This window comes from Pseudomonas sp. W5-36 (assembly GCF_046540455.1).
Lineage (GTDB): Bacteria > Pseudomonadota > Gammaproteobacteria > Pseudomonadales > Pseudomonadaceae > Aquipseudomonas > Aquipseudomonas graminis_B.
On sequence record NZ_JAXCIQ010000009.1, the window covers coordinates 54,726 to 67,438 of the forward strand.

A 12,713-nucleotide genomic window follows, 5' to 3' on the forward strand; every position below is an offset into this window, starting at 1 on the left:
ACCTGTGCTGAATAAAGTCCGTGTGGGAGTGAGCTTGCTCACGAAAGCGGTATCTCAGCCACAGAATATTCAGCGGATGTACCGGCGCCTTCGCGAGCAAGCTCGCTCCCACAGACTGCATTTCAACCGCTAAATATCTGGCGGATGTACTGGCCTCTTCGCGAGCAAGCTCGCTCCCACAATTTAGATGTGTGGCGTCTGAGGGGCCTTCGCCACCCCGCGCATCACCAGGTCCTGAATAAACGCCAACCAGTCCGTGCGCTCTCCTTCCGCGGCCATGTCCTGACCCAGGAACGAGCTGAGGGTGTGCAGGTTGGAGTTATAGAAGTAGCACAGCGACGCGATCATCAAATACACGTGCTTGATGTCGAGGTCCTGCCGAAACAGACCCTGCGCCTGACCGGCATCAATGATCGGTCTGAGCACGCCGACGGCTTCGCCTGACAGGCGTCGCAGCTCACCGGACTGGCGCCCGTGCTTGCCCTTGTGCAGGTTTTCGATGCTGAGGATGGCGACGAATTCCGGGTGGCTGACGTAATAGTCCCAGACGAACGCGACCAACTGGCGCAGCGTCTCCACCGGCGTCGACGGGTCCAGTGACAGCAGGCTTTCGGCGCGATTGAACTGCTCGTAGGTGTGCTCAAGCACTTTGACGAACAGCTTCTCCTTGCTGCCGAAATAGTAATAAATCATCCGGTCGTTGGACTCGGCTTCGGCGGAGATCTTCTCGATGCGCCCGCCGGAATAGCCGTCGCGGGTGAACACCGTGATCGCCGCCTGAAGAATGCGCGCCCGGGTCTGATCGGCCTGTTGCGCACGCACGCCGGTGCTTTTGCCCATGGGCTTACAGAATCCGGTAGAGCAGGCGCTCGACGCGGACCCGGCTGACACGGCGCAGGAAGGTGCGCACGCCGACCGGGTATTCGCTCAGGGTGTCGAGCTCGTCGAACTTGCCGACCCGATGGGTATCGCGCATCAGCAGCGCAATCTCTTCCGCGCGCGGCTTCAGCCATTCGCCTTTGGGATCATCGATCAGCACGGCGTTTTCCAGGTCCAGCTGAAAGGCCCGCGGGTTCAGATTGTTGCCGGTTAGCAGGGTGTAGCGGTCGTCCGACCACAGGCCCTTGAGGTGATAGGTGTTGTCGCCGTCTTTCCACAAATGAATATTCAACTGGTGCTTGGCGATCGCCGTCTGATGCTTCTGCATGAAGCGACGCAGGCTGATCTCGTACAGATACGGCAGCGCGGAGATCACCTTGAACGGCTCCTCCGGCGAAATGAAAAAGTCGTTGGCGGTCTTGTCGCCGATGATGATGTCGACCTTCACGCCTCGCTTCAGCGCGCGGTTGATCTCGCGCTTCACCACCAGCGGCATGTTGAAGTACGGCGTGCACAGCGTCAGTTGCTCGTTCGTCGCGGCGATCAGGTCGCAGAGGGTTTTGCTCAGCGGGTTCTTGTTGCCGATGCCCAGCAGCGGAATGACCCGGAACCCACCGTTGTCTCGCACGCCGTCGTTGACGTCATAGCTGGCGCGCTTGAGGTGCTGACGGAACTGACGAATCTCCCCGCGCAGGCTGCGTGAGCTGGGCGGCGAGGGCAGGTCGAGGCGATGCACGGCGTCAGACGGCAGAATATCCTGCTGCACCAGGCGCTGGAACGAGTCCGCCAGGCCTCTGCTGTCGATCAGTTGATAGCGATCGAGCCGGTATTTGCCGAGCTTGTGCAGATAGACGTTATTGATGCTGGCGCCGCTGTAAATCACGCAGTCGTCGATGACGCAGCCCTTAAGGTGCAGCACGCCGAACAGCTCGCGGGTTTGCACCGGCACGCCATACACCGGCACTTCCTGGTCGTGTTCCAGGTTCTGCGCCTGATACCACGCCGAGTTCCCGGCCTGCTTGCCGGCGCCGATCAGGCCGCGTTGGGCGCGGAACCAGTCGACCAGCACCACGACGTCCAGCGCCGGCCGGGCAGCCTTGGCGGCGTATAACGCATCGAGAATTTCCTGGCCGGCTTCATCTTGCTGCAAGTACAGGGCAACGATGTAAATCCGCCGGGTGGCGGCGGCAATCTTTGCCAGCAGCGTCTGCCGGTAATCGGCGGCACTCGGCAGAATCGTGATCGCCGTGCCGGAGGATTCAAAACCGCGCAGCGCTGCAAGGGTAGAACGTCGGAAGGGAGCCCGCATAAGCCTCTCGATGGGTCGGATCAACAGCGCACGAGCTTACACCAGAGTGCGCCCTCTGGTGGTTTTGGCAGCGTTATCCGTGAGTTGTTCAGCGGATTATCAGCGACGGCTCACCCCTTGCGGTCTCGCCTTCACCTCATACCTTCAGAACCAGCTTGCCGCTGTTTTCGCCCTTGAACAGCATCTGCAGGGTTTCGGGGAAGGTCTCCAGGCCCTCGACGATGTGCTCTTTGCTCTTCAGCTTGCCCTGTGCCAGCCAGCCGGCCATTTCCATCCCGGCTTTGGCGAAGTGTTCCGCATGGTCCATGACCACGAAACCTTCCATGCGTGCGCGGTTGACCAGCAGCGACAGGTAGTTGGCCGGGCCTTTGACGGCTTCTTTGTTGTTGTACTGGCTGATGGCGCCGCAGATCACCACCCGCGCCTTCAACGCCAGGCGCGTCAGGACCGCATCGAGGATGTCGCCGCCGACGTTGTCGAAATACACGTCCACGCCCTTGGGGCATTCGCGTTTCAGGGCGGCATGGATGTCCTCGTTCTTGTAATCGATAGCGCCGTCGAAGCCGAACTCATCCATCAGCGTTTGGCACTTTTCCTTGCCGCCGGCGATGCCGATGACCCGGCAGCCTTTGATTTTGGCGATCTGACCGGCAATGCTGCCCACCGCACCGGCCGCGCCGGAAATCACCACGGTGTCACCGGCCTTGGGCTGGCCGACTTCGAGCAGGGCGAAATACGCCGACATGCCGGTCATGCCCAGCGCCGCCAGGTACACCGGCAACGGCACGAGCTTTGGATCGACCTTGTTGAAGCCCTTGGGCTCGCCGACGAAATAATCCTGCACTCCCAGCACGCCCTGAACGTAATCGCCCACCGCGAATTTCGGGTGCTGCGACTCGATCACCTTGCCCGCACCCAACGCGCGCATCACCGCACCCAGCTCGACCGGTGCGATGTACGACTTGCCCTCGTTCATCCAGCCGCGCATGGCCGGGTCCAGGGACAGGTATTCACTTTTCACCATGATCTGTCCCGGGGCGAGGTCGGCAACGGGCACGGTCTGGAAGGTGAAATCTTCGCGGCTGGCGGCACCCACCGGGCGGCGCGCAAGGAGGAATTGGCGGTTGTTCAAGGCAGTCATGGCAGGCTCTCGTTTGCGGTGGCTGAAGGTTTTACGGATCGCAGCAGTGATAGACCGTAACGGTCCGGACAGCAAGGAATGCCACTGTACCGAATGCCCGCCGATCCATGCTGCTGATGGCCCTTGTGGGTCATCATCATCGCCACCAATGGCCCGGCAACCGGCCTCCTGATAGTGCTGACGCCGATTGTGTCGCGACCGCTAAGCTGCGGCCCACCACGGCATGTGCCGAGCCTTCTATTAATACGTACAAAAAAGGACGATCCCATGAGCATGACGTTTTCCGGCCAGGTTGCGTTGGTCACCGGCGCCGCTGCAGGCATTGGCCGAGCGACCGCGCTGGCGTTCGCCGAACACGGCCTGAAGGTGCTGGTGGTGGATCTGGACAGCGCGGGCGGCGAGGGCACGGCCCAGTTGATTCGGCAGGCGGGAGGCGAAGCGCTGTTTCTGCCGTGTGACGTGACCAAGGACGCCCAGGTGCAGCAGATGATGGCCCAGGCCGTGGACGCTTACGGCCGCGTCGATTACGCCTTCAACAACGCCGGCATTGAAATCGAGCAGGGCCGCCTCGCCGAAGGCAGTGAAGCCGAGTTCGACGCGATCATGGGCGTCAACGTCAAAGGCGTCTGGCTGTGCATGAAACACCAGTTGCCGCTGATGCTGGCCCAGGGCGGCGGGGCGATCGTCAACACCGCATCGGTCGCCGGACTGGGCGCGGCGCCCAAGATGAGCATCTACAGCGCGTCCAAGCACGCGGTAATCGGCCTGACCAAGTCGGCCGCCATCGAGTACGCCAAGAAACACATCCGGGTCAACGCCGTGTGCCCGGCGGTCATCGACACCGACATGTTCCGCCGCGCCCACGAAGCCGACCCGCGCAAAGCCGAATTCGCCGCGACCATGCACCCGGTCGGCCGCATCGGCAAAGTCGAAGAAATCGCCGCCGCCGTGCTCTACCTGTGCAGCGACGGCGCCGCGTTCACCACCGGTCACTCGCTGGCAGTGGACGGGGGCGTCACGGCGTTCTGATCGATCAGACCCTTTCAGCAAAAAAGCACACTGGCGCTCCCTGCGAGGTATTCAGCTAAGCTCCACGGGCTGTCCACCCTCAGGGAACGTCGATGGATCATTTGTGGTTCGCCTATCCGCTGATCAGCGCTGCCGTGCTGCTGGTCATCGACCTCACGCTCTGGCAATGGCTGCACCCGCGCTGGCTGCGGCGCAAGCTTGTGTGCCGCCTTGTGCTGTTCGTGCTGTTCAGCATGGCGCTGCTGGATGGCGGGCTCAGTCCGCTGTATCCGGTGCCCGCCGACTGGTCCGTTCCCCGGCATGTGCTGGCCACCATTCTGACCATCGCCTGGTGGCTGTTTGGCGCGCGGACCCTGACCGTGCTCGCGGTCGTGGTCATGGAGCCACGGATCGGCGGCAAGGGTCATCTGCTGCAAGACGTCATGGGCGCGATCATCTTTCTCGTCGCATCAGTGGCGGCGGCCGGCTACGTGCTCGACCTGCCGGTCAAAGGCCTGCTGGCCACCTCCGGCGCCGTGGCGATCATCTTCGGCCTTGCCGTGCAAAGCACGCTGGGCGACGTGTTCTCCGGCATCGTCCTCAACGCGACCAAGCCGTTCCGGGTGGACGACTGGATTCGCGTCGATGACATCGAAGGCAAGGTCATCGAAATCGATTGGCGCTCCACCCACCTGCTGACCGCCGAAGGCAGCATGGCCGTGATCCCCAACGCTATGGCCGCCAAGACCCGCATCGTCAACTTCAGCCGACCGGACCATTTCCACTCCGTCACCCTGTCCATCGAGCAGTCCATCCGTCTGCGGCCCAGCCTGGTGCTGGATTCCCTGGAGAAAGCGCTGCTCGGCTGCCGCGAATTACTGGCCCAGCCCGCGCCATCGGCGGTCGTGGTCAAGTCCGGCCTGCGCATCGTCGAGTACGAAGTCACCGGCTACGTGAAATCCCGGGACCGGCGTTCAGCGGTGCGCAATCAACTGTTCGACCTCATTCACCGGCAGCTCGCGTCCACCGAAACCCGCCAGGACCAGCAACGCCCCGCAACGCGACAGTCTGCCGTGCTCAACACCGTCAATGCGATGCGCATGCTCAGCGACGCCGACCGCGCGCAGCTGGAACAGCACATGCGCCTGGGGGCTTATCCGGCGAAAGACATCGTGCTCGCCGAGGGCGTGGTGCCTGATGCGCTGTTCATTATTGAGTCCGGGGTAGTGTCGGCTTCGCTGCAACGGCCGGATGGCTGGCTGGAAGTAGGGCGCATGGGGCCGGGTGAGCTATTGGGTGAGACGGGTTTTCTGGACGCGACCCCGACGGTGGCGCGTTTTTGCGCGTACACCGACTGCATGATTTACCGGATCGACAAAGCGGATCTGGAGCCGTGGCTGACGGAGCATCCGGAGTTGATTGGGGCGTTGGCCGGGTTGGCGAAGTTTCGGGCGAAGGCGCGGGCGGCGATGCTGGAGGCCAAGCCTGTGGTGGCTGATGCCAGTGGGTTTCTGGGTTGGTTGCGTAAGAATGTCAGGCGGTTTGAGGTGACGCGGGGGCAGGGGGCTGATGATAGAAGAGCAGGGAAGAATGGCTGATAAGCCTGCTGGTTGCTGAGAAGTAACACTGTCGCGGTCAATTGGCGCTTGGCGAAAGCCACTCGATGAAGTCGCCGAACGAGGCTGACGGTAGATCTGGAATCACAAGACCTGCTACACGTTATCGATGCCCAAGGTGATTTCACCGAGTATTCGCACAAGGGGACAAGGGCTCTGGGCAAGCTGGCGTTTGCGCTCAAGTACCTTCATTGTCTGTAGCTGACTCTGCTGAGGGAACTGATGGTTTATGGTGATGTCGTAGTGGCGCTGTACGCCAAATTAACGTGTAGCAGATGGGCTACCAAGGAAAGGTGAAAAAAATGGCTTTCGACGCTTTTATTCAGATTGAGGATATTCCGGGCGAAGCGCTGGACGAGAAGTACGGTAAGTGGATTGAAATTACCGGCTATAATTTTGGTGTTAGTCAAAGCACCTCCGCAACCGCAAGTTCCTCAGGCGGCGCCTCATCTGGTCGCACTACCATGACCAACTTCACCTTTACCAAATACCTCGACAGCGCTAGCTGCAAGTTGCTAGAAGCCAGTTGCGCTGGCCAGCATCTCAAGGAAGTAAAGCTTGTCCTCTGCCGCGCTGGCACTGACAAGTTGAAATACTACGAGGTGGTACTTGAAGAAGTCATCATCGCCGATTACACCCAGACCGCCAGTTCCGGCACCCCCATGGAAATCGTACAGCTCAACTACGGGCGAATCAAAACCACCTACACCCAGCAGAAACGTGTCGATGGAACCGCGGGTGGTAACGTGGCAGGGGGATGGGATCGCATCAACAATAAAAAATATTCGTGAGGCATGACCATGGCCCAGGTGCGATCCTTCATCAACTCAAAAACACAGACCTTCGACTCTTTGAAGGCCAGTATCCCGCTGCCCAAGAATACTAAAGCTAAGTTTGTTGCCCTCAACTCCCACATCTCGGGCGGAGTTGTGCTTGCCGGTGAACTGGTGATTGTGGGCGATGCCTCAACACCGTCGTCTACAGCTCAAGAAGCATTCCTGATGGCAAAGGCTGCCGTGGTGCATACGGCATTGCTTACCAATGGGGTGGAAGCTGATGATTTTTTTCTCGACAATTTTGAGCTGCTCAAACAGGCGATATCCTACACGTCCATGGGTGTAGGAGCTGCGAGTGATGGTTGGGCTAAGCATATGGAAGAGATCAAGAAATCGCTTCAAGCCATCGAAAAACTTTACCGGGAGCACATGGGCTCCGGCACTATGACTCAACGAGATACTTTCTACTCTAAGCGAACAGAACTATTCATGAAGCTTGACAAGCAACTGGATAATTTTCTGTCATATGGGTCCGGGCTTCGCAACGAAGGCTCAATCAAAAGAATGCTCGGGCTCTCAACCAACAGCTATCTGCATGCCGGAGAAATCGCGGGATACGCCGACAAGGTATCTGGGGTGGCGCAGGCCGCTAAATGGGTAAAACGAGGCACCTATATTGGGACAGCGCTTGATGTAGGCGCCACCGCACTGGCAATTCGAAATGCTTGCGCGGTGGGACGCGAGGAACAGTGTACAAGAGCAAAATATGTTGAAAGCAGCTCTCTCGTTGGAAGTTTAGCAGGAGCTGGTTTCATGGGATATGTGGGCGGCTTTGCTGCAGGAGCTGCTTGCGTAATCATTGGTGTTCCCACTGGCGGAATGGGTACACTCGCGTGCGGAGTTGTCGGAGGGGCATTAGGAGGAATGGGCGGTGGAGCCTTAGGTGGAGCGGGCGGCGAAGCATTTGGTGATGTTTTATACGGTAAATTCGGAAAATGAATAGCATTCAGATTGGCTTGGCTAACGGGATCGTATTGTTGCTTTTGTCGTTAGTGTGTTTTTCAATAGCGTTTATTGCCCATAAGTATATTGACGCTATCGAGAGTCGTCTGACCAACTGCTCTTATGTGAGTGATACGCGAAAAGTGTGGGGTAATGCTGGTTTGATGGGAAAAGTCATGCGGGGTGGAGTTATTGCTGCCGTAGTAATGATGCCAAAGATCCATGCTAAACGAGGTTTGGTCGATGCTGGAGAGGTTGGACGCCTCCCTAGTTACTATAAAAAACTTCTGGTTGTTCCCATCGCTTTGGGTTCTGTATTGATTCTTTGTCTCATCGCTCTTAATCTAGCGTCGCGTCTGATCAGTCAATGATTATGCCTCCCCACTAGCCACATTTGCGCGCGCCGGGAACTGTCGCAGCGTGGAACCCCGCGTTGCGATCATTGGCCATTCGCGATGTTGTAAAGGGGAACGGATTTATTTGCTGGGTGAAGTAAATCCGTCTCATATTGAGGGCTCGAAAGCGATCCCTCACCAGCTGTTGCTTTCGATCCGATCACTGAAGCAACCAATGACAAATCTTGAGCCTTACCTGCGCAATGATGTCTCGTGTGGGACGCAATTACCTTCACTGCCTTTCGATCCACCAGATTGCGGCCTGGCTACAGGCAGCTTCGGATCGAAATCTACCAGCGGCGAATGGCCCCGCCGCCGCAGCGCTTAGGCACTCTGAGTAGGACTCGCCCACTGCCCGATGAAGTCGTCAATTCTCCGCTCGATGTCACTTTCCACTGTCCGAAGCCGAAGAATCGGAATGCCACTTCTGGCCAAAATCTCATTTTTCATAGCGTCCCGAGCTGCCTGCACAGGTTGGTCGTGGTAACCCCCATCAACCTCAATCACCCCGATTGGTTTCTTGCCTACTTTAAAATAGAGCACGAAATCGCAACTGGCGCGCCTCATGAACGCCCGCTGGCGCTCCGTCCAGTCGAGGCTACCCGGCGATGCAAGCTGATCCAGCTGGATCTGGGTGTGATATTTCAGTGCCTGATAGGGCGGGGCTGACAGCGCCTCGCGCAGTAACTGAGCAATGATCTGCTCAGACTTGTAGCGCGAATCCTCAGCCCTAAGCCGGGCGTCCAGGCGGGCGAGCGACTGGTCGTACTCGCGGTACAGCAAGTCGAATGCCGATACCACGGGCGCGCGCACGATATGCTCGCCTTGCGCGTAATAGCTGATGTAGCGGATCAGCGCAGCGATGTGGCCATTGTTGTCAGTAAATACCTCATCGCCGGTCACCAGGGTGAAGCGATGTTTGGCCCGCGAAACTGCCACGTTGATCATGCGTGGATCGTCGACGAAATCCAGGCGTTTTTGCATTTGGTTGTAGCGCTTCTTGTCTAGGACGGTAGAGAAGACAATTTCGTCGCATTCGCGGCCCTGAAACTTGTGCACGGTGTCCTTCACGAAATCCGTCGGTAAGTGCGTGCCGGAAAGGCTGACCTGCGCCCGAAACGGAGCAATGTACCCGCGGCCTTCGCTGTCCACTCCGACGGGCTCCCCCTCGTCCTCAAGCACCTTCAGCAGAGAGTCCAATTCCCGAAGGTTGGTGTTAGTCCTGGCGTGGTTACCCTTGGCTGTGACCACCAGCCGCAACGGGTCTTCGCCCTTGTCCTCTGTCATTGGCACCAGCGCGTTGTCGTAGAACTGCTGGTTGCAGAACTGAATGATCGTGGGGTGGCAGCGGTAATGTTCTTTCAGCAGAGTTCTGGGCAGCGCGTCCTGGAACACGGCAATGCACGAATCCAGCAAGCTGTAGCGCTCGCAATCGTAGACATCGGCGGGCGCTTGAAGCCCGAGTGACACAGGTATATGCGGCAACTGTCGGTTGTCTCCAACAACGATCAGATTCTTTGCGCAGCCTAGCGGCAGGATGCCTGGCACGATGTCTTGCAAAGAAGCTTCGTCAATGATCACGTAGTCGAGAACTGCTCCCGGAGCGATGGAGTTCACGATCGAGTGCGTGCCGCTGCCAAGGATAGGGAAGCGCTTCACAAAGACGTCGAAATGCTTGCAGTAAGTTTTGGCATCAAAGCTATCCGACGGCGGCACCTGAAGTTGCAGATGCTGCTTCAGATGGTGCATGGACGCTGATGTAAGTTCGTTCAGCAAGGCTGTGAAGTTCGCACGTGCCAACGATTCACGGCACGCCCGGAGCTCCGCTTCCTTGTGCCGAAGCGACTCATCGTAGTAATGCATCTGCAATGCTTGGAAAACAGCCATGCGCGCTTCGCTATTGGCGAATGGCTTGGTGCGAAAGATTCTAAATTTGAACAGCAGCTCGACTCGGTCTTTGAGATGAATGCGCTGTTCGCCGAGGTAAGCCAGGTAGGCCATGAGGTCAGTAGTCTTGCGCGGTGTCAGGCCGTACTTGTCGAGCGAGCCTATGAGCTGCACATCGCTTTCTGCTTGCCACTGCTGCAAGTGGCGTCGCTCAATGACCAGCTCGTCCAGCTCAATTTGCAGTTGTGCCGCCCTGTTGTGCTCTTGCAGGTGCTGCTTCAAGAGGGTCAGCAACGCTTGGATATCCTCCAGGGACGGCGCAGGCTCGTGCGCGCATGTTGGCCAAGCAGGCAGGTCAGCGAAGAAGGCCTCACGTTTTTTCTGGTTCCCGAGTTGGGCGACCAAGTGGCCCAGGCCGTACTTCTCCAGCTTTTCATAGACGTTTTCTACGGCAGCATTGTTGTTCGACAGCACCGCTACCGTCTGCCCACGTAACAAAATATTGGCCAGGATATTGAGGATTGTCTGGGTCTTGCCGGTCCCTGGCGGGCCCTCGATCACGCTCACTTGCGCGCTGAACGCTCGCTCGACCGCCTGAAGCTGACTCTCGTTAAGCCCGAACGGGTAAATAAGCCCTTGACCCGGCGTCAGCGTGCCGTTGCGGCCCGTACAATAGGCATCCAACGCCGTACCAGCGATGGCGGGAAGTTTGTTTAGCTGGCGCACCACATTGTCGGCAATGTCGCGATCAGTCTTGGACTCAGCCTGATCCCGCCGGGCATTCGCAACGACGGTGATATAGCGGAAGACCGGCGTTTCCTTCATCGCTGTCGGCGCGGTCAAACCGATGCTGTCCATCTTGTAGACATAAGGCTTTTTGGCGCCCGGGTAGTGCACTACGGCGTATCGCTCGTCGTAAATCGTAGCCTTGGCAATGGGCGTAGCTATCATGCTGCCGGGCTTTTGCAGCAATACGTTGGTCAAGTCGCGGCTGGGCGAAACTTGGCAATTACTGAGCGGGCGGGTGTATTTTTTTTTGGAAGGAAAGTGACAGGTCAGTTCCAGGGCTTTGTACTGGTCGCTCCAGCGAATCGTCCAATCGCTGATCTTTCCGGTCTTGTCCTCACCATCCATCTTTATCGAAGCCATCTTCCCTGTCCCTATGCGCATGACGTCCGGCTTGCTTTGCGCCGAACGTTACCTTTCTCCTAAGGGGGTCATAGTGCCATCGTTGCATCCAAGGTCGATAGCCGGTTTATGCGTTTATTCATCTTGCGTATTCCGACCTGGCTAGAAACCTATTGCCTGCGACAGCTGTTGACCTACAGCTGCCTGTTGCGAAGTGCGGGAACCAGCCAGAAGCGATCTGTCGCGAATACTCGGTCTTTGGGATGGTGGGCGATGCGAGCAGCAGTTGCGGTTCGCCGCTGATACTAAACATTGTGGTGCTGGATGGCTGCGGTAGGCTGCCGTGAATTTGCCACAGCAACGGCGCGGCGACGGCGAGTCAGGACCAACCGAAATCAATGCTCACCGATAAGGTTAAGTGATATACCCGCTGAGGGACGGAACATGACCCTGATTACCAGCCTTGAATCAATGTTGGCAAGTGCTGCAGGTCTCAGCACTTGGGTATCGTGGCCGGCTACAGCATTGTATGGGAGCTGTTTGCACTGCTGCGGCAGCTTCGAGGTTAATCATCGCCTGCCCATAGGCGTACTTGCCTTAGACTGAGTCCGCTGCTCCTTACACTGCCGTTTGCCCCAGATTCATTCGTTTACTGTTCTTCCTGTTTTCACAATCACGTGAAAAACTACGCGCTGTTTGCGCTCATTTTTGATTGAACCACGGATGGATATCATGGATACCCAGCAAGAAAACACCCTCGAACAATCACTCAGGATGGCGGCGGATGAACCGGCCCATCGACCTGACTTTTTCACGACGCTGTTGAATTCCACCGTCTACGTGCTTGGCACTGCCGGGACCGGCAAAGGTCATTTCACGCTCGAAGCGGGTAGCGATATCAGCATCGCGAATTGGCACAAAGCTGACGGCTCCCCGGTCATCCCGTTTTTCTCTTCATTGCAAACACTCCAGGCATCCATAGAGAGCGAAGAGTCCTACGTAGAGATCCCGGCAAGATCGCTGTTTGAAATCACACTGGGCGCGCCGCTTTTCCTCAATCCAAAGTCTCCTTACGGTAAAGAGTTCTTGCCGGAGGAAGTGCGCCATTTGCTCTCCGACGGGATCGGCCAGAAGCCGGCGCAGCGCACGGTCGAAAAAAACACGAACGTACTGCTCGGACAGCCGTCGCAATACCCGTCAAGGATGGTCAATTCGCTCACGCAGTTACTCGCCAAACATCGCAACGTAAAACGTGCATTTCTGGCGTTGATGCATGACGCATCGGTTGATCAAAAGCCTCATCTGATCATTGGTATTGAAGCGGACGGAGACATTGAACGGGTCATGCGCGAAGCCGGTAGTGTTGCCGGAGATACCGCCCCGGATGGCGAACCCGTTGACCTCTATCGCGTGACCGAAGGGGGGGAAGGCCTTAGCGATTACTTCCTCAAGGAAACAACGCCTTTCTATGAACGGAAGTCGGCAGGCTGGCTGCGGTCATTGCTTGGTATTGGCAAAGCGTGACAGCGATCAAGCCTGGGCTAAGCGCAGAGCAGGCTTGCGAAATCTTGG

10 protein-coding genes are annotated in these 12,713 nt (G+C 57.8%); 6 read left to right on the forward strand and 4 right to left on the reverse strand.

Going from position 1 to position 12,713, the window contains the following annotated elements:
- Positions 1-183 precede the first annotated feature (183 nt).
- From SLW74_RS16140 to SLW74_RS16150, 3 genes are all read right to left on the reverse strand, one after another.
- Positions 184-840 (reverse strand): TetR family transcriptional regulator, encoded by a 657-nt coding sequence (locus SLW74_RS16140; protein WP_410929487.1) that lies wholly within the window; start codon positions 838-840, stop codon positions 184-186.
- Positions 841-844: 4 nt separating this feature from the next.
- The gene (pssA, locus tag SLW74_RS16145; RefSeq protein WP_410929488.1) at positions 845-2,188 is read right to left on the reverse strand and encodes a CDP-diacylglycerol--serine O-phosphatidyltransferase; all 1,344 of its coding nucleotides are present in this window, start codon (positions 2,186-2,188) and stop codon (positions 845-847) included.
- A gap of 136 nt (positions 2,189-2,324) precedes the next feature.
- Positions 2,325-3,329, reverse strand: coding sequence for an NADP-dependent oxidoreductase (locus SLW74_RS16150; protein ID WP_410929489.1), 1,005 nt, complete (start codon positions 3,327-3,329; stop codon positions 2,325-2,327).
- 267 nt (positions 3,330-3,596) lie between these two features.
- Here SLW74_RS16150 and SLW74_RS16155 point away from each other — a divergent pair, with 267 nt between their 5' ends.
- The 5 genes from SLW74_RS16155 (at position 3,597) to SLW74_RS16175 (ending at position 8,102) form a co-directional block, all read left to right on the forward strand.
- Positions 3,597-4,358 carry an SDR family oxidoreductase gene (locus SLW74_RS16155; RefSeq protein ID WP_410929490.1) on the forward strand — a complete coding sequence of 254 codons (762 nt, stop codon included), beginning with the start codon at positions 3,597-3,599 and terminating at the stop codon, positions 4,356-4,358.
- Positions 4,359-4,450: 92 nt separating this feature from the next.
- Positions 4,451-5,935 (forward strand): mechanosensitive ion channel domain-containing protein, encoded by a 1,485-nt coding sequence (locus SLW74_RS16160; RefSeq protein WP_410929491.1) that lies wholly within the window; start codon positions 4,451-4,453, stop codon positions 5,933-5,935.
- Positions 5,936-6,255: 320 nt separating this feature from the next.
- Entirely contained in the window at positions 6,256-6,744 is a 489-nt protein-coding gene (locus tag SLW74_RS16165; RefSeq protein WP_410929492.1) for an Hcp family type VI secretion system effector, read from the forward strand.
- A 9-nt stretch (positions 6,745-6,753) separates the two neighbouring features.
- Entirely contained in the window at positions 6,754-7,728 is a 975-nt protein-coding gene (locus SLW74_RS16170; protein ID WP_410929493.1) for a hypothetical protein, read from the forward strand.
- Positions 7,725-8,102 carry a hypothetical protein gene (locus SLW74_RS16175; protein ID WP_410929494.1) on the forward strand — a complete coding sequence of 126 codons (378 nt, stop codon included), beginning with the start codon at positions 7,725-7,727 and terminating at the stop codon, positions 8,100-8,102. The genes SLW74_RS16170 and SLW74_RS16175 overlap by 4 nt, the downstream gene beginning before the upstream one ends.
- Before the next feature lie 348 nt (positions 8,103-8,450).
- Here the strand turns inward: SLW74_RS16175 and SLW74_RS16180 are convergent, their stop codons facing one another.
- On the reverse strand, positions 8,451-11,162 hold the full coding sequence (locus tag SLW74_RS16180) for an AAA domain-containing protein (RefSeq protein WP_410929495.1): 2,712 nt from the start codon (positions 11,160-11,162) through the stop codon (positions 8,451-8,453).
- A gap of 711 nt (positions 11,163-11,873) precedes the next feature.
- Between SLW74_RS16180 and sseB the strand changes: the two genes are divergently transcribed.
- Complete coding sequence (gene sseB / locus SLW74_RS16185) at positions 11,874-12,665, forward strand: enhanced serine sensitivity protein SseB (protein ID WP_410929496.1); 792 nt, start codon at positions 11,874-11,876, stop codon at positions 12,663-12,665.
- The last annotated feature ends 48 nt before the right edge of the window (positions 12,666-12,713 follow it).

Excerpts from the sequence above, each read along its gene's own strand:
- SLW74_RS16140 (WP_410929487.1), bottom strand. The coding sequence starts at position 840 with ATGGGCAAAAGCACCGGCGTGCGTGCGCAACAGGCCGATCAGACCCGG.
- pssA (WP_410929488.1), bottom strand. The coding sequence starts at position 2,188 with ATGCGGGCTCCCTTCCGACGTTCTACCCTTGCAGCGCTGCGCGGTTTT.
- SLW74_RS16150 (WP_410929489.1), bottom strand. The coding sequence starts at position 3,329 with ATGACTGCCTTGAACAACCGCCAATTCCTCCTTGCGCGCCGCCCGGTG.
- SLW74_RS16155 (WP_410929490.1), top strand. The coding sequence starts at position 3,597 with ATGAGCATGACGTTTTCCGGCCAGGTTGCGTTGGTCACCGGCGCCGCT.
- SLW74_RS16160 (WP_410929491.1), top strand. The coding sequence starts at position 4,451 with ATGGATCATTTGTGGTTCGCCTATCCGCTGATCAGCGCTGCCGTGCTG.
- SLW74_RS16165 (WP_410929492.1), top strand. The coding sequence starts at position 6,256 with ATGGCTTTCGACGCTTTTATTCAGATTGAGGATATTCCGGGCGAAGCG.
- SLW74_RS16170 (WP_410929493.1), top strand. The coding sequence starts at position 6,754 with ATGGCCCAGGTGCGATCCTTCATCAACTCAAAAACACAGACCTTCGAC.
- SLW74_RS16175 (WP_410929494.1), top strand. The coding sequence starts at position 7,725 with ATGAATAGCATTCAGATTGGCTTGGCTAACGGGATCGTATTGTTGCTT.
- SLW74_RS16180 (WP_410929495.1), bottom strand. The coding sequence starts at position 11,162 with ATGGCTTCGATAAAGATGGATGGTGAGGACAAGACCGGAAAGATCAGC.
- sseB (WP_410929496.1), top strand. The coding sequence starts at position 11,874 with ATGGATACCCAGCAAGAAAACACCCTCGAACAATCACTCAGGATGGCG.